Origin of the sequence: Telmatocola sphagniphila (genome assembly GCF_018398935.1) — a bacterium.
GTDB classification, from domain to species: Bacteria; Planctomycetota; Planctomycetia; order Gemmatales; family Gemmataceae; genus Telmatocola; species Telmatocola sphagniphila.
Genome location: NZ_CP074694.1, coordinates 1,632,233 through 1,649,470, shown reverse-complemented (window position 1 = coordinate 1,649,470; position 17,238 = coordinate 1,632,233). Strand labels below are relative to the sequence as shown.

At 52.3% G+C, this 17,238-nt stretch carries 10 protein-coding genes; 5 read left to right on the top strand and 5 right to left on the bottom strand.

What is annotated here, in order from left to right; genetic code table 11:
• Positions 1-42: 42 nt before the first annotated feature.
• Positions 43-1,413: an efflux RND transporter periplasmic adaptor subunit gene (locus tag KIH39_RS06720; protein WP_213498512.1), complete on the bottom strand. Its 1,371-nt coding sequence runs from the start codon at positions 1,411-1,413 to the stop codon at positions 43-45.
• A 205-nt stretch (positions 1,414-1,618) separates the two neighbouring features.
• A complete protein-coding gene (locus KIH39_RS06715) occupies positions 1,619-2,467 on the bottom strand; it encodes a DUF4214 domain-containing protein (RefSeq protein WP_213498511.1) in 849 nt (282 codons plus the stop codon).
• Between the two features lie 268 nt (positions 2,468-2,735).
• On the opposite strand from KIH39_RS06715, the gene KIH39_RS06710 reads away from it, so the two are divergent.
• Positions 2,736-4,196 (top strand): serine hydrolase domain-containing protein, encoded by a 1,461-nt coding sequence (locus KIH39_RS06710; RefSeq protein ID WP_213498510.1) that lies wholly within the window; start codon positions 2,736-2,738, stop codon positions 4,194-4,196.
• Positions 4,197-4,202: 6 nt separating this feature from the next.
• Here the strand turns inward: KIH39_RS06710 and KIH39_RS06705 are convergent, their stop codons facing one another.
• The 3 genes from KIH39_RS06705 to KIH39_RS06695 all read right to left on the bottom strand — a co-directional run bounded on the left by KIH39_RS06705 (position 4,203) and on the right by KIH39_RS06695 (position 10,511).
• Positions 4,203-7,046: a right-handed parallel beta-helix repeat-containing protein gene (locus KIH39_RS06705; RefSeq protein WP_213498509.1), complete on the bottom strand. Its 2,844-nt coding sequence runs from the start codon at positions 7,044-7,046 to the stop codon at positions 4,203-4,205.
• Positions 7,047-7,086: 40 nt separating this feature from the next.
• Positions 7,087-8,382 (bottom strand): acetyl-CoA hydrolase/transferase family protein, encoded by a 1,296-nt coding sequence (locus KIH39_RS06700; RefSeq protein WP_213498508.1) that lies wholly within the window; start codon positions 8,380-8,382, stop codon positions 7,087-7,089.
• A gap of 92 nt (positions 8,383-8,474) precedes the next feature.
• The gene (locus tag KIH39_RS06695) at positions 8,475-10,511 is read right to left on the bottom strand and encodes a S9 family peptidase (RefSeq protein WP_213498507.1); all 2,037 of its coding nucleotides are present in this window, start codon (positions 10,509-10,511) and stop codon (positions 8,475-8,477) included.
• A gap of 302 nt (positions 10,512-10,813) precedes the next feature.
• Between KIH39_RS06695 and KIH39_RS06690 the strand changes: the two genes are divergently transcribed.
• From KIH39_RS06690 to KIH39_RS06675, 4 genes are all read left to right on the top strand, one after another.
• Positions 10,814-11,221: a hypothetical protein gene (locus KIH39_RS06690; RefSeq protein ID WP_213498506.1), complete on the top strand. Its 408-nt coding sequence runs from the start codon at positions 10,814-10,816 to the stop codon at positions 11,219-11,221.
• 220 nt (positions 11,222-11,441) lie between these two features.
• Positions 11,442-12,728, top strand: coding sequence for an efflux RND transporter periplasmic adaptor subunit (locus KIH39_RS06685; protein WP_213498505.1), 1,287 nt, complete (start codon positions 11,442-11,444; stop codon positions 12,726-12,728).
• A 27-nt stretch (positions 12,729-12,755) separates the two neighbouring features.
• Positions 12,756-16,253 carry an efflux RND transporter permease subunit gene (locus KIH39_RS06680; protein ID WP_213498504.1) on the top strand — a complete coding sequence of 1,166 codons (3,498 nt, stop codon included), beginning with the start codon at positions 12,756-12,758 and terminating at the stop codon, positions 16,251-16,253.
• Positions 16,250-17,233, top strand: coding sequence for a YncE family protein (locus tag KIH39_RS06675; protein ID WP_213498503.1), 984 nt, complete (start codon positions 16,250-16,252; stop codon positions 17,231-17,233). The genes KIH39_RS06680 and KIH39_RS06675 overlap by 4 nt, the downstream gene beginning before the upstream one ends.
• The last annotated feature ends 5 nt before the right edge of the window (positions 17,234-17,238 follow it).

The window sequence follows — 17,238 nt, the reverse complement described above, 5'->3', positions numbered from 1 at the left end:
TGATTGCGAAACGATCGGAGCAAATCTCATTGCAAAGGTAGGCTAGTGCGAGTCCTTTTTCGACTCGACATTCGAAGCGGTGACGGTCGTGCCTTCTTCCAAGGTGCCATTAGATTTAATAACGACGGCGTCTTCAATACTCAACCCACTCAGAACCTCAACATCCACGCCATTGTCGACACCGATTTTAATGTCAGTCAGGTGAATTCGGCCCTCCTTAACGGTGCGAACTTTCGCTTTCCCGTTCTCGGCCTTTCCCAAGAGAGCGGCAGAAGGAATCGTCAACGATTTGTGAACCCCCTGATTCAGGATAAGCGTCGTCCGACCATACATGCCCCGTCGCAATTTACCATCGGGATTAGGGATATCCACCTCGACGCGCATCGTTCGCGTGGCTGTATCTTCCGAATCGGCCAGTCGAGCAATTTTGCCAGTAATCACGCGACCAGGCAGCGCATCGATTTCGATTCGGGCTTCATTCCCGGGAGAAACATAAGGAACGTCGCGATCGGGAACCTGGATGATAGTTCTGAACAGATCGGTTCTCTCCACGGATACGATGGGGATTTTTTCAGAACTCGATTCCGCGGAGCGGATGAATGCTCCGGGATAAAAGAGTCGCCGGGTGATAACGCCATCATACGGGGAGGTGATCCGGGTGTAATCGAGCATCACCTGCGCCTTGGCCACATCGGCCTCGGCGATCAACTTGGTAGCTTTCGATTCCTCCAAATCGGCCTGGGTCTGAGCGATACGAGCTTCGGCAGCCTCGGCCTGGAGTTTGGAAGAGTTCACCGTTTCCTTGGCGGCGATTTCCGCGCTCACCGCGGATTCATAATGATCTTCCTCCTCATCGACAACTTTGGCATCAATGGCCTGCTGATTCATCAATTCGCGGTAGCGACTCAGCTGTTTTTCTCGAAACTTTCGATAGGCCGATTTGCTTTTCAACTGGGCTTCGGCCAGAAGGATCATTGCCTTGGCCGCCCGGGCTTCGGCTTTGACGGCCGTCAAATGAGCTTCCGATTGTTGGATGCGGGCCACCGCATGGGTGACATCGGCTTTGCAGCGTTGCAGTTGAGTTTCAAATTCCGGTACAGAAATTCGAGCGAGAAGTTGGCCTTTTTTCACCTGCGAACCAATATCCACGGATTGTTCGGCCAGAAAGCCAGAAACCTTGGCATAAAGATCGGCCGATTCGAACGGTTCGAGCGTCCCGGGTTGGACGCAGACACGTTGAATGCCACCCAGACGAGGCTTAATGATTTCGACGTTGACCGCAGTAGTTTTTCGACTGGACGAAAGAGAGGGCTGAAGATCCTGGGAAGTATCGGATTTCGAAATATCTCGATAGAAAAGAGCTGAAGTGATGGCTACAGCCAGAACGATAACCACTCCGCTGAACCAAATCAAACGCTTTGAATTCCTCGATCGAACGGTGTGAGATTTTCGAATAACTTTAGATTCCGTTGAAATCACTACATATACTCCTGTGCTATAAGCACTTACATTTTATGCAAATTTCATTCTTTTTGGAATACAGATAGTTCCTCAACCCCTTTCGAAGTTGCTAATAATTTTTGCTGCCGGCAATCTACGGTTCATTGGACTCCTCAGATCACGCCTGCTCATTCGCAATGGCATCACTAAAGAATTCTCGCGAGGTGAGAATGGAAGCTTGGAATTGGCCATAGGTGTAATAACCATTCGCCAAAGCCCATGCCGCCTGATTGGTTTCCCAGAACTTGGGAGTTCGCTCCAAATAGCTCGAGTACTCCGAATTAATGACCGCCTGCAATCCTTCGGGTGAGGTTATGAAGTCGTTGAGTACAGTCGCCCGGCTTACGGTTCCATTGTTTAGAGCGGAAGTCCAGTACGCCAGACCGGCCGCGTCCGCGGCGCGCCCCAGGATCGTTTGATAAAGAGTGTTGACAAAAGCATTCGTATCGTTAGCCGATGTGAATTCACTGGAGAGAATGATCTCACTGAGCACTTGCGATTCGCTAAAGCCGGTCTGTAATTGATTCACATAAAACGCCAGGCCCGTCGGGTCCGCATTCCGATCCAAATATTGCTCGAACCACCCTTGGACCTGATTCGTGCGATTTTCAGTGGAATTGATGAATGCTTGCGTGACGTAATACCGGGAAACGCTTCCATTTTCGAGTTGCGTTAACCAGGAATTGTAACCGGCGGTATCGGGAGCGCGAAAAAGCACCCCGTTGTAGAGACCTTTCAGAAATGCCTGATATCCATCGGAGCTGGGCTGGGGAGCGAATAAGCCCGCGAATGTGGTCGGCACACCCGAAGGGGCTAGGGCGAGCGTGTATTGCGGCACAGTGATTGTCGTCGATGTGTCGCTCGAGACATTGGCACTTGAAGTTGTGTAGGAAGACGTGAGGACATTGGTGGTCGGTACGCATCGTTCTTCCAGGATTTCCGACTTTAGCTTGGGTTGATCGAGCATATTGCATTCCTTCGAATTCATTCGCCTGAGAATCTAGTAAACCTCAAGTCAGGACACACTATATTTTGGGCCCGAAAGGCCTCAGATTGCAAGAAAAGATCGAGAGAAGTGGACTAAAGTTTCGCTTAAAGCCGGCGCAGTCATTTCAATATTTGAGCTTTAGGCGCAGAGAGAATGGCCATAATTACATAAGGTAAATCTCAGGGTCTGCAAGCCTCGCGTTGGGTGCGAATCTGTACCATCATCGCCGATGGGAGGAGAAACGAAAATGAGAATAATTTTGAGCCTGGTAATATTGTATGGGTTAGCAACTGCTGCTTCCGCAGCAGATCTGCCACGAAGCCAACCGGAAGAAGAGGGAGTTCCCTCCGCGGCGATTCAATCGTTTCTGGAAGCGGCGAATCAAAAAATCGATTCTCTGCATAGCTTCGTCCTCTTGAGACATGGTAAGTGCATCGCTGAGGCTTATTGGACGCCCTACGATGGGCAGACCAGACATCAACTCTATTCGCTGAGTAAAAGCTTCACTTCCACGGCCGTCGGATTGGCAATCAGCGAAGGAAAACTGAGCCTGGACGATCCCGTCCTGAAATTCTTTCCCGATGAAGCCCCCGCAAATCCCAGTGCGAATTTGAAATCGATGCGCGTGAGCGATCTGTTGCGGATGTCCACCGGTCACCAAACCGAACCGGGCCGAACCTCAGGAGAATCGTGGGCCAAAACGTTTCTGGCCCATCCCGTTCCTTTTAAACCTGGTACTCATTTCGTTTACAACACTTCCGCAACTTACATGCTCTCGGCCATCGTTCAGAAAGCGACGGGGCAGACCTTACTCGACTATCTGAAACTGCGGCTGTTCGATCCGCTGGGTATCGAGAATCCGACTTGGGAAACGAGTCCGCAGGGAGTCTCGACCGGTGGTTATGGATTGAGCATTCGAACCAAGGACATCGCCAGCTTCGGGCAGCTCTACCTGCAGAAAGGCAAATGGAATGGCACACAACTCATTCCGGCCGCCTGGGTGGAAAAAGCCACTTCGCTGCAAACCTCCAATGGCAGCAACCCCGCAAGCGATTGGGATCAGGGTTACGGCTACCAGTTCTGGCGCTGCCGGCATGGGGCCTATCGCGGAGATGGCGCTTTCGGCCAATATTGCCTCGTGCTGCCCGAACAGGATGCCGTGATCGCCATTACCTCGGGCCTGAACGACATGCAGGCTGTTTTGAATTTGGTTTGGGATAAACTGTTGCCCGCATTTTCAGAGAAGCCGTTAGTTCTCGATCAAAAGCAATCCCATCTATTGGAAAAGACTTGCAAGAGCCTGATGATCCGTATTCCAGAGACCAAAGGGGCTGCCGTCACTGGCTCTGACCGCAAATTTGTCTTCACGAATCCACCATTTAAGCTGGAATCGCTGAGCCTCCAAACGGCGAAATTGGGAAGAAAATTAATCGTTCAATTCGATGGAAAAGAGCAACAAATTTCCTGCGGCAATACTTCCTGGCTCAATGGAGAGGCGGCCTGGGCGATGTTCCCCACACAGCCGATCGCGGCCTGTGGCAATTGGACTTCCGCTGACACGTTTACTGCCAAAATCTGCTTTCGGGAAACGCCGTTCATCACCACCCTGCAGCTGAAATTCGTCGGCGACGAACTTCAGCTGAAATCTCAGATGAACGTCGGCTTTGGGCCGACGAAAGAACAGATTATCGTCGGTAAAGCGAGGTGATGCGGGTTACTTTTTCTCGATAATTTGAAATTCCTGAAACGCCGAGTTCTCGCCCGAATTCGTGACCGGTTCAACCGCCCAGAGTAGCCAACGGAATTTTCCCAGGGCCGATCCGTCCGATTTTTTGAGACTGCTCCCCAGGAATTTCTCCCCCGGATTGGGGGAGAGTTCGACTTCTCCAAGCGGGGTCATCTTATTCAACTCCCAACCGGGATCGGTTGGGGAGTTACTTCCAAAAATCACGAATTTCTGCGCGCCGCGATTGCCATTCTGATTAAAAGTCCAGGTTTGGATTTCTGCAATCGCGATCGCTCGCCCCAACTCGACTTTGTAGATTCCCGAACGAATTCCGTTCTCAAAAACCGGCCCGTAGTTCTCCGCCAGCTTGCCATCGATCAAGGTATTCGACGGTTCATTTTTAGTACCCGGTTTTGTTGTAATAGATTCGATGCGAACGGTACTTACCGACAGTGGTGGGTTTACTCGGGTTATGCTTTCGAACGATGCAATGCGAACCGTCAGGTTTTTCTGCTTCCGAACCAAACCCAACTCCAGGGTTTTTGCCTGATTTTCCTGGAGAATCTTCACGAGATCTGCAAAGTGCTTGACAGGCTTTGCATTGATCGATTGAATCAAATCCCCCGGTGCGATATCGACCGTTTTGCCATCGATCACCGCGAGGCCGCCAGCCTTTTGAGTCACACCGTACGCAGAAAATTCCTCTCCCTCCAGTTCCTTGAGTTTTAAGCCCAGGAAGTAGTGGAATTTGGCCGCTTTCGGAGCCGAAAAATCGGCGTTTTTGAGCTTTCCTAAATCGGGTGTTCGGGCCTTCTTCTTCAAAGATTCTTTCTCTACTCCAAACCGATCCATGGGGAAATTCACGAAGCCCAGCTGTAACGCGGGAGAGCCATCGCGAACTCGAAAATCTCCCCGGGTCGGATCGACGAACAACGCATCGGCTTCCAGGGAATGAAGATCGCGCTGGGAAGCCTTTGACAATTGAACGGCCGGTCTGGGCGCCTTCAGGCCCTCCCGATGCACGAGGTTGTAATCCATTTCGGCCCCCCACGGCGTCGGGGGCATGCCCCCCGCCGGTAGGTAATGGTCGACGCCAAAGATGTTTTTGCGAACGATATCCTGGCTATGTTTGTACCAGACGTGCGGATGAAATCCGTTATTGACGATGACGTTGTTCTCGACCGTTCGATAAAAGCCTTCGCGATTTTTTAGACCACCATTCAGGCAAAGATTGTTGTAAATGCGATAGTTCGAAGAGCCATCATCGAGATCGATATCCCAACCGTGATCGCAACGCCAACGATTATTGCGAAGCTCGATGGGATCGATTGTGTCCAGCAGGGGAGTTTGCTTCTCCCGATCCCAGATTTTGTCGTCGTTGAGATTCAGCCCTTGAACTTCCCAGTATCGATCCCGTCCCCAGGAGTTGAACGAACCATGATCTCCCGTCTCCTTGACGGTATCGAAAATATCGCAATATTCGATAACGTGGCCGCCCCAGCAGCCATCGCCGATGTTGATTCCCGCCCGGGGAACATCATAAATGGAGCAATGCCGAACGGTGATATGGCTCGCCATGGCAATTTGAATGGGCGCGGTTTGTTTTTCCACCCGGCCGGTTTCATGGATCAGAGAATCTTCCACCAGACAATTTTTGGGATAATTGTTGTTTAACGGTCCGGGAGTCCGATCCAGATTCGAGACGGAAATCCTCTGGTTATACTCGAAAAGGGGATTGCGAACGGCCTGGGGATCCCCAACAAAGGCAATTCCGTTGCCTCCGGCTTGCACGATCTCACAGCCTTTCACGACAACTCGGCGATTATATTTGTTGACGAAGATGGCATTACCGCCGACCTGATCCAGTGTGCAATCTTCCAGCACGCAATTTTCGGTTCCCTCGAAAAAAATGGCCCCGCCCCGATAAGTCGTCCAATCGCTCCGCAACAGAGGTTCTCGGTTCGCCATGAAAGTGCGAGCGGTGTGGCAGAATTTGAAACCTTTAAACCGGATGTCGCGCACTGGCCTTTTCTCGGTGCCACGAATCTCGATCAGAGACTTCAGCCGCACGGCTTCCACACGAGCTTTGGCGAGATCCAGCCCAGGAGGAGGATAGAAGTAGAGAGTGTTCGTCTTTTCGTTCAGGAACCATTCTCCCGGGGCATCGAGTTCCTCAAATATGTTTTCGACGAATCGATAATTTTCGTGCATACCCATCTGGCGGTTGTTCTGCCAACCTCCTTCGTAATTGAGAGTGTTGTTGGCATTTTTACCCAGAATCCGGTAGTGATAGTCGCCCCACATGTGCCGATGCATGGCATGGATAAATCCGCCGGTGGGGTCGGCCCAGCGCGCCGCCCGGGCCGGACTGATGCTATCGGCGGCAAAGCCATTAAAAATTCTTTCGTTCGGATCGAAGTTGGGATACCGCGCCATCCTCTGACAAACGCCATTGACGAACAGCTGATCGGTCGTGAGATCGGCAGGTACGGGAGTCTGAAAGATGCCATCTTTGTATGGTTTCCAGGCCGTTTCCAATCGAAGTCCGCCGCTGATCACCGGCAATTCATTCGCATAGGCTTCCCAGGTAGTTCCCGAATCCTCGGCCGTAAAAACCAGAGGTTCCGGAAGGTAAAAAGTTCCCTCCCGAACCAGGATCTTCGAGGTTTTTCCCAGCTGTCGGGCGACCATCTGAGCTTTTTTCAAACTGGCGAAGGGTCGCACCTCGGAGCCATCTGCCGCATCGCTTCCTTTGGGCGAGACATAAAAAGTCTCAGCCGTAAGCGGTGACGAATAAGTAAACAAGAATGCGATAAGAAGTAAATGTTTCATGCTATTTTACCTGACCGTGTAATCGGGAGTACACCGGGCTTCAAATCACGTAGTGTCGGAGTGACTGCCAGCTTTGCTTCAATTCGCCGCGAAAATCGGGATGGGCCAGTTGAATGAGCTCTGCCCCACGTTCCCGGATCGATTTGCCATGCAGATTTACAGCCCCGAATTCCGTCACGACCCATTGGATGTGTCCCCGGGTTGTAACGACCCCGGCGCCGGCTGTGAGTCCGAGGGCAATTCGAGACTGGGTTCCCTTCGCGGCTGTAGAGAGCAGGGCAATTATTGCCTTACCTCCCTGCGACAAGGCCGCGCCTCGCATGAAATCCATCTGGCCGCCGATTCCGGAGTAAATGCGATGGCCCAGGGAGTCCGCACAGACTTGTCCGGTCAGATCGATCTGGATCGCCGAATTGATGGCGATCATTTTGTCGTTCTTCCGGATCAGAGCCGTATCGTTGGTGCAATTACTCGGATGCAATTCGATGCTGGGATTGTCGTGAAGAAAATCGAACATCTTGCGAGTACCATTCACAAAACTCGTAATCGACTTGCCGTGGAAGGAACCTTTTAATCGATTGGTGACTGCGCCGGACTGAATGAGCTCGACCATTTTGTCAGTCATCAATTCCGTATGAATTCCCAGATCGCTTTTCGATTTGAGTCGCACCAGCACGGAATCCGGGATGGAACCGATCCCCGCCTGAAGACAGCATCCATCCTCGATCAGTTCGGCCACCTGCTCGGCGATGCATATTTGCACATCGCTGGGTGTTTCCACTTTGTGTTGGGGCAATGCCCGATCCGTTTTAATGTGCGTCGTCAATTTTTTGAATTCAACGGTCGTATTGCCATGCGAGCGGGGCATCCGGGAATTGATCTCCGCAATCAAGATCGGAGCGGTATCGGCCGCGGCACGCGCGGCATCGACCGAAGTCCCGAGGGAGCAGTAGCCGTGCGAATCGACCGGAGAGAGTTGAAGCAGGGCGGCATCGAGCTGGATCTGACCGCTGGTAAATAACTGTGGGATATCCGATAAGAAAACAGGAATGTAGTCGGCTATCCCCAACTGAATCGGCTCCCGGAGAGCCGGGCCGCAGAAAAAGGAAACGGAGCGAAAGTTGTTAATCCGTTCCGGTGAAATACAGGGCATCGCTCCTTCGGTGTGCAGGTGGTAAAGCGTCACGTTCTCCAGATCGCGACGCCGAGCCAAAGCTTCCAGCAGTGGCGAGGGAGTCGCGGCCGCCCCATGCACAAAAATTTTCATTCCGCTCCGAATCGGTTTCAGAGCTTCATCGATTGAATGCTGATCGGGAAGGGAGTCGTTCACTTTCACCCAGCCTCTCGCAATATCTGGACGAGACTTGGTTTGGTTTAGTGCGCGGCTCACAGACTGGAAGTGAAGAAAAGATTCCTCACTCCCTGGCATTATTTCCCCACAGGTAACTTTTCCTTCAGCCCCGGAACATCGGAAACGCCTTCTGGAACTTTGATGGTCGAGTTTTCAAAGGCATCCCCGATGGCTTCATAACGGCCTCCGAGATATTTAGCCAGGAAAGCTTCGGTTACGGCGTTGAAAGCCAAATTATTGTTTGGCCGGGCAAAGCCGTGTCCTTCATCCGGAAACAGTACATAGCTCACGGGAATCTTCTTTTCTTTCATGGCATGCACGATCTGATCCGATTCCGCTTGTTTGACTCGGGGATCGTTGGCTCCCTGTCCGATCAACAGCGGTTTCTTGATGCTGGAAACTTTGCTCAAAGGCGAGCGGTCATGCAGGAAATTCTTGCCGTCTTCACTGGTGTGATCGCCGACTCGATCTTTGAAAAGTTGAACGCCGGGAGCCCAATAGGGCGGAATCGTGTTCAACAACGTGACGATATTCGAGGGCCCCACGATATCGACTCCGCAGGCGAATTTATCAGGCGTGAAAGTCAGACCCACCAGCGTGGCGTAACCCCCATAGCTGCCGCCCATGATGGCCACTTTCCCGGGAGTGGTGATCTTTTCCGCGATCGCCCAATCGACCGCGTCGATTAAGTCGTCGTGCATCTTTCCGGCCCATTCCTTGTTACCGGCATTCAGGAATTTCTTGCCGAAGCCGGTCGAGCCGCGGAAATTCACACTGAGAACCGCGTAACCTCGATTGGATAAAAATTGGTGGTAACCATTCAGCCCCCAGCCATCCCGTGCCCACGGGCCCCCGTGCACCAGAAGAACCAGAGGAACGGGATGAATCGCTTTTCCATTGCCATCATCGGAACCGGGGGGCAAAGTCAGGTAGCTGACCAGATCTAAACCATCTCGAGATTTGATAACTCGGGGATGCATTTTCTGGAGAGTCAGACCTTCCATCTCCTTGCGGTTAGTGAAAAGAAAGGTCGATTTCTTGGTCTTCCGGTCGAAGTGGTAAAAGCGTACGGGACCATTATCCAACAGGTAGCTGACGATCCATTGACTATCGTCGAGGGTACGGCTGCTGACATTCACATCCCCATCAACTACCTTCGAGAGAATTTCAAAATCGGCCTTCACTTCGGGATCCTTGAACTCCCAGCGTTTGCGATCGTAAATGAAGCCCACCGCCTGAATAGTCTTCTCCGTGGGATGCTCCATGATCTGACCAACATCACACTTCGCATCCTGTGCGATCAGAGTCTGTTGGCCCGTCTTTAAATTCCAGGAAAAGAAGGCTCCGGTGTCGCGATTCCGGCTATCGATTAAGTAGAGCTCGTCGCCGCTTTTGTTGAATCCGACGGGGCGAGTGGTCAATGAATCTGCCATGGGAATGGAGAGAAATTCTTTCCAGCCCCCCTTACCATCCGGTTGAAGGGCGGACTGACTTCCATCGATATTGTACTTGAAGGCGAATCGAATCTTGTAATCGTCATCGGCCAGGAAGGAAGCGAAATCAGGATTCTTTTGAACCAGTTCCCGAGCGCCACTGGCGATGTTGATCTTGTAAATATCGTGATAACGAGGATCGCGGTCGTTTAACCCCACCAGAATATCCAGGGGAAATTTGTGACTCACACCGGAAGGAAGTGCTCGAACTCCCTTTTCGGGTGTCAAATCCTTCACATCGTTATCCGCCAGATCGACTCTGAAAAGATGGAAATTCTCATTCCCGCCATCGTCCTGCAGGTAGAGAATGTGATGATTGGAGAATGCCCAGAAGTACTGCCGGATATCCCGTTTGGTATCTTTGGTCACCGGTTTGGCGGCTTTAGGATCCCCAATGGGGCCCACGAAAACGTTCAGGACGCCATCGACCGGGGCCAAAAAGCTGATCTGCTTTCCATCGGGGCTAATTTCGACGGAAGCTTTGTCGGGATTTCCGAAAAATATTTTCCGGGAAATTAATCCCGTTTTTCCGTCAACCGGCGTGGGCTGCGGATCGGCTGCGGATCCGGCGGCAGTCAACAGACTCGTCCAAACCATGATCGCTCCTAAGTGGAATCGCATGAAGTTTCCTCCGAGATATTAGCGAAATTTCATCTTTAGCATTACTTCGTTGTAGACCTTTAAAAATTTGTGACACTAGGAGAAAATTCCAATCGCTGCCGTTGCAGCCGGGAAATGAAGAAAATTAGCCTGCCAATTAAATGGAAAATCCTCACAAAAAATGGCTAGGATTGGGAACAGAGGGCTGCTTCGGTGAGTCAATTTTCTAGAGTAAACTCTGGCTTGAGATCTCTCCCGTCAGTTCTCAGCCCGCGAGGCTCAAGGATTTCTTAAGATAAACCCAAAAGCGGGAGAAGCATTAGATGGCATTACCGACCGGAAAAATTATCGCGCGACCTATGGTGGTTAGAGCGTGTGGTCATTCCCAGGAATTTCAGCACTATGCGGTAGACAAATACCGCGCCCAAAGGCTGGCGAAATTTCAGCAGACGCGATGTTCCGACTGCGCGGCCAAGTTAAATGAAGAGCAGCAGAAGATTTCGGAAGCCATGCCGAAAAAGGGAGAACTACTCCGATTACTTCCGATTGGAACCCAAGTCAGCCTGATTCGAACCAATGATGGTGCCTGGGGAGGCAAACTGATAGCGGACGGGACTTCTGTCGATATGATTTCCAACGATGGTTCGGGTCCTCAAGCTCTGATTGTCGCACTCGCCAAACTCTGGGTAACTAAAACCGGAGTGGGACTGAAGGACGTGGAAGAGAAGTAATCCTGCCGTAATATTTCTTGCCGAATTTCCCCTGAATTTTACAACGCCCATTTTTCTCTTCTTGTGGTAACGCATGCGCCGCAAGTAGTTGGTATTTCACATTTTCTACGCCATGATAAAGAAATATTTTATCCGTATTTTATCTGGCGATAAGCAAAACGATTTAGAATAGCACCTCTCTCGGTTACTACTGCAGAAGCTTGGGCCATTGAGCATTTTTATGAACGTTTCAACCCGTAGATGCGCGGTTCTTACGGCGTTTCTCTTATTGGGAATCCCGCTGGGATGCTCCACGACCGCTCCGCCGCCGGAGGAAAAAGCTCCCCCTGCCACTGTGAAGTGGGAGGCTCCGGTTATAGGAGCGCTTGAGGAGTGGGTGGAATTAATCGGTACGACCATTCCCGCACCAGATCGTCTGGCCAAAGTGACCGCGCCAATCGAAGGTCGGGTGGTCTCGGTATTCGGGGATTCTACCGGAACGCCCATCCTGGAAGGGCAGCGGATCGAGAAGGGCACCGCGCTGGTGCAATTGGATTCGACCGTCGTCCAGGCAAACCTCGCCAAAGCGGCGGCGGCTCAGGAAGTTCTGCTGGAAGAACAAAAGCAGGCTCAATTTGCCGTCGAACTAGCCAGCAGTGAGGTCGAACGCCTGAAGCAATTGAAGACTGAGGAGGAGAAAAATCCCTCCGCGACCCGCAGTCTGGTTTCCCCGGTGGACCGACTTAAAGCCGAATATGCCTTAAAAGACGCTCAATCGAAGTTGAAAGCCGCTCAAGGCAGGATTGTTGCCGGAATCAAAGAGCAGGAGTCGCTGCAGGCCCAATTGAAACTGCATACTCTCAGCGCGCCGATGTCCGGACGAGTCGGCCGTATTCAGGTGGTGCGCGGGCAAACTTTATCGGTGGGAACCGTCGTTACCGAACTGGTCGATCTCGAACAGACTATCGATGTGCTCTGCTATGTTCCTCCGAGTTTGGTGAACCAGTTACAACTCGGCTTCTTGGCGATTTCATCCGGATTAGACGCCGAACCGGCCGCATCTCCGGCGGCGGAAGGGCAGGTGGTCTACATCGCGGATCAGGCCGAGCCGGAAACGGGAAATTTTGCCGTGAAGGTCCGGTTTGCTAACAACGAAGCTCATCTGCGTGCCAACAAAGTCCAGAGAATCCGGATTCAAACAAAACCGGGACGGGAATGTCTAAACATACGCGAATCGGCCATACAGGCGGATGAGGAAAATGCCACGGTCGTCATCGTAGTCGACATCAAAACTGCAGTGAATGCCGAAGGGAAAGCGGAAACCACCGGGATCGCCCGCCGAGTGAAAGTCGAGACGGGCATGCGGGACCGCACTCTGCATCAGATTGAAATTCTCTCCCTGGATGACCCGGAGAAAGATCCCCAGAAACGCTGGTCGGGCAATATTCGGGAAGCCTTCTTCGTTGTGGAGGGCGGGCAGGGGTTGCAGACCGGCGATACGGTTAAACTCGATGTCGATGTGGACTAGATCAACACCAATACTCACGAGCGGCGAATGGCGAGTCTTGCATCTGTAGCGAAACCGTATTTTGGGGCTCTGGTTCTCACCTGTGCACTACTCACAGCAGGCGGAATCTACTGCGCCCTGCGCATGCCTAGTAGCGTCTACCCGGAAGTCACATTCTCACGTATCGCGGTAACGGCCAAGGTCCCCGATCGCGATGTGCAGAACATGGAGGTTAACGTCACCCGTCGCCTGGAAGAAGCCGTGGCGGGAGTGATTGGCGTGGCTCAAGTTCGTTCTAAGACCATCCGAGGCGGCTGCGATCTGTTCATCGATTTCAATCCGGGCACGGATATGCTCCGGGCGGAACAACTGACCTGGAATCGCATCGGTGCTCGACGTTCCGATTTGCCAGCAAATACGGAGTTGACAGTCGATCAGCTGACACCATCGGTTTTTCCGATCATTTCGGTGGTTCTGACCGGCGGAGATACAGCCGCACAGTTACGGGACTTTGCTCTCTACGAACTCGCCCCTCGACTGAAAACGATTCCCGATGTTCTTTATGCCAACGTCGCGGGCGGCGATGTTCGGGAGATCGAAGTGATCTGCCGTCCCGACGATTTGATGACCCATGGGCTCTCGGCAGCGGATGTAGCGGATCAGATAGGTCAGCTCGCTCAACTTCAGCCGGTCGGCTTGGTGGAAAACCAGCCGCTGGCCTTTCAAATCATTGTGAACAGTCTTCCGGCGAAAGCCTCCAAAATCGAAGACCTGGTCCTGACGACTCGAAAAGACCAATCGATTCGCGTTCGCGATGTCGCCGATGTCAAGGTACTGCACCGCGACAGAACCATGTCCATTGGTTTTGATCAAAAAGATGCTGTCGTTATTACCATTTTCCGTCGGCTCGGCGGGAATACCGTTCAAATATCGCGGGATGTGGCCACTCTTCTTGCCGAGAAGGGCTTAACGCTTTCGCCCCAGGATGCGAAGAAGAAACCGCCTCGAAACATTCAGGCGACAATTGTCTACGATCAAGCCAATTTCATTAAATCAGCAGTGGATAATGTCCGCGATGCCATCGTGGTGGGAGGCGTGTTCAGTATCCTGATTCTGCTGGCATTCTTGCGGAGCTGGCGCGCTACGCTCATCTCGGCCTTGTCGATCCCCATTACGCTCTGCATCACCTTCCTGTTTCTGCACTGGACCGGTGAAACGTTGAATTTGATGTCGCTGGGCGGATTGGCCGTTGCGATCGGTCTGATTATCGATGATACCGTGGTGGTAATAGAGAATATTGCCCGGCATCTCACTCCCGATCAAACTAAAAACAAAACCTGCGATCCCGTAGATTCCGCTTCCGGGGAAATCACCGGGGCCGTGATCGGTTCCACACTTACCACCGTACTCGTGTTCGTTCCGCTGGCGTTTATCTCCGGTGTTTACGGCCAATTTTTCGCATCGCTCAGCTGGGCGCTGTCGATTGCAGTGCTTGTCTCGATGGTTATCAGCCTGAGTATCGTTCCCGTATTCGCGGCCAAGTTTCTCGGAAGCCGACCAATGCCCGGACCCGGGCCAATCTACCGGCTAGTGGCCAATATCTATGAATTTTTCCTCTCGATTGCTTTGCGTGTTCCCTGGTTGACGATGTCCGCCTCTCTGCTCGCACTTGTAGGAGGCGTATTCCTTTATCTCGGCGTGCCCGATTACAAAACGCCGCGTGAAGAAGGCAAGCCCCCGCCGCCACCTCTGGTTCGGGGACTGGAAACCGGTCTGATGCCGAATATGGATGAAGGGGCCTTTATTCTGGATTATTGGGCACCTACAGGAAGTCCTTTGGCCGAGACGGAGAAGAAGGCTCGAGAGATCGAAAAGATCCTTTCCAAGAACCCGGATGTGCAATCCTACGTTCGGCGAACTGGCTCCGAAAACGGCCTTTTCGCTACCCAGACCAGCCGCGGAGATATTCAAGTTATACTGCGTCCCGCGGGCGATGATCCTCGGACCTTACTGACCAAGCCAGTAAGGCCGCCACTGTCCAAGCTCGAAGAGGAACTCAAGAAAGAAAATAAAACGCTGGAGCAGGAAAAGGAAAATATTCGCAAAAAGTATCGCCGTCGGCCGCTTCAAAAGGTCATGGAAGAGGTCGAGGATGAGGTGAAAGATTCTTTCTCGGAACACCAGCTCAAGATCGAATTGATTCAGATCATGGAGGATGAGTTGAATGACTTGTCGGGTGCCAACAAGCCAGTGGAAGTCAAGCTGTTTGGTCCGGACCAGAAGAAGCTTCGCGAAATCGCGGATGAAGTAGCCGAGACCCTGGGAAAAAAAGGAAAAGGGCGGGGCTTCAAGGAAGTAAACAGTAATGTTCGAGCCGGCAACCCTGACCTGATGATTCAACTGGATTCCTTTGCAACGGACAAACTCGGTTTGAAACCGGATGCGGTGGCGCGGCAACTCAAAGCGATTTTCCAGGGGCAGATTGCCACTCAAATTCCCGAGTCTTCCCTTAGGGTGACGGATGTCCGGGTTCGTTATCCCGATGCGATTCGCTTCGGCACCGATCCCAAAAATCTCGGCAAGGGCTTTTTCGATCGCCAGCGCGTACTCGAACAATTGATCCTACTTCCCGAGACGAAAAATCCAGTCGTCCCCTCCGGCACTCTCAGCAGTCTGGCCCGGGTTGTACCCCTGAAGGGGCTAGGAGATGTCAAGGCAATTCGCACGCCGGATGAACAGTACCGGGAAAATCAGCAACCGGCGATTTTCGTTACTGCCGAACTGAATCAGGAAGAAGCCGGCTTGGGATCGGTCGTCGAGGACATCAAACGCTGGATGTCGAACGATGTGCAACTGCCCGCAGGTTATCGGTGGGAGCTAGGCGGGCATTATCTGCGAATGCAGGAGGCGTTCAAAAGTTTGCTGATCGTTATGATCGTGGCGATTCTGCTGGTATTCATCATGCTGGCCTTCCAGTTCAAATCGGTCGTGCTCCCGATGCTGATCTTCCTAACGCAGCCATTGTCGTTGTTCAGCGGGCTTCTAGCCCTTTGGTTGACGGGTATCCCCTTGAACGTTTCGAGCTACATGGGAGCCATCCTGCTGATCGGCCTGGATATGAAGAACGGCATCCTGCTGGTCGAATGCATTCAGCAACTTCGCGAGGAAGGAATGCCCTTACGACAGGCATTACTCCTAGCGGGCAGGACGCGATTCCGGCCAATTCTCATGACGAGTCTGGCCGCCGTGCTGGGTATGCTACCTCTGGCCTTAGGTATCGGACCGGGAGCCCAAATGCAACAGCCGCTGGCGGTCATGGTCATTGGGGGCCTGGTGGCCAATATGCTGTTCACTCGAATGATCATTCCCACGGGCTACCTGATCCTCGAACGTCGCAAGGAAAAACAAAAAACGCTGCCTGGCCCTGTGAAACCTGTTGAAATACCGGAAGCAGTACCGGTCAATGAATCGAATCCGACCGCGCCCGTTCCGGTAGCAATCGTTCCCGAAGTGAAGACTTCTTTACCACCTGGAGATACGCAATGAAGTTTATGTTGAAGCTGGCTTTGCTGGCATTGTTCAGTGTCAGTCCGCTGAAGGCGGGTGAGTTGGAATTGATCAAAACAATTCCGCTTAAAGGTAAGGCTGGCTTGCTGGATCACATGGATCTGGACACCAAGCGAGATCGATTATTAGTGGCTAACAAGCCGAACAACACCATGGATGTGGTGGATCTGAAATCGGGCGAGTTGATCAAGCAAATCCCGAACCAGACTGGCATTCAGGGCGTAGCTTTCGCGGCCGATCTGGATCGAATTTACGTCGGTCTGGGCACCAACGGACTCTGTAATGTGTTCGATGCCGAGAGCTACAAATCGGTCAAGACCATCAAGTTTGCCGACGATGCCGATAATGTGCATTACTTCCCTAAGACGCAGATGGCCTATGTCGGACACGCCGAGAAATCTCTGGGTGTAATCTCGGCCAAGTCGAATACTTTGAAAGCGGATATCAAGCTGCCGGGCACAGTGGAAGGGTTTGTGCTGGAAGCCAACCGACCCCGACTTTATGCCTCCACTCCTGAGCCCAGCCAAGTCGTGGTGATCGATACCCAGAAGAACATCGTCTCGACGGTTTATCCGATCAAGCTGTCCGGCGGAGCGCATCCGATTGCCTTGGACGAGGCAAATCATCGTCTGTATGTGGCTTGCCGAAAAGAACCGATGGTCGTGGTGCTGGATAGCGAGACGGGCAAAGAAATCACCAGTGTGGCTATTCCCGAAGGAGCCGACGATTTGTATTTCGATGCGACTCGGAAGCGGGTTTACGTTTCCTGTGGTTCGGGCTTTTTAGCGATCATCAAAGTGGTCGATGCCGATCATCTGCAGATGATCGAAAAACTTCCGACCGCGCCAGGGGCTCGAACCAGTCTCCTGATCCCGGAAACCGGCAAGTTATACCTGGGGGTTCCCAAACAGGAAGGTAAAGAGGCCGCCGAGATTCGAATCTACCAGGCCAAGCCCTAATTCGA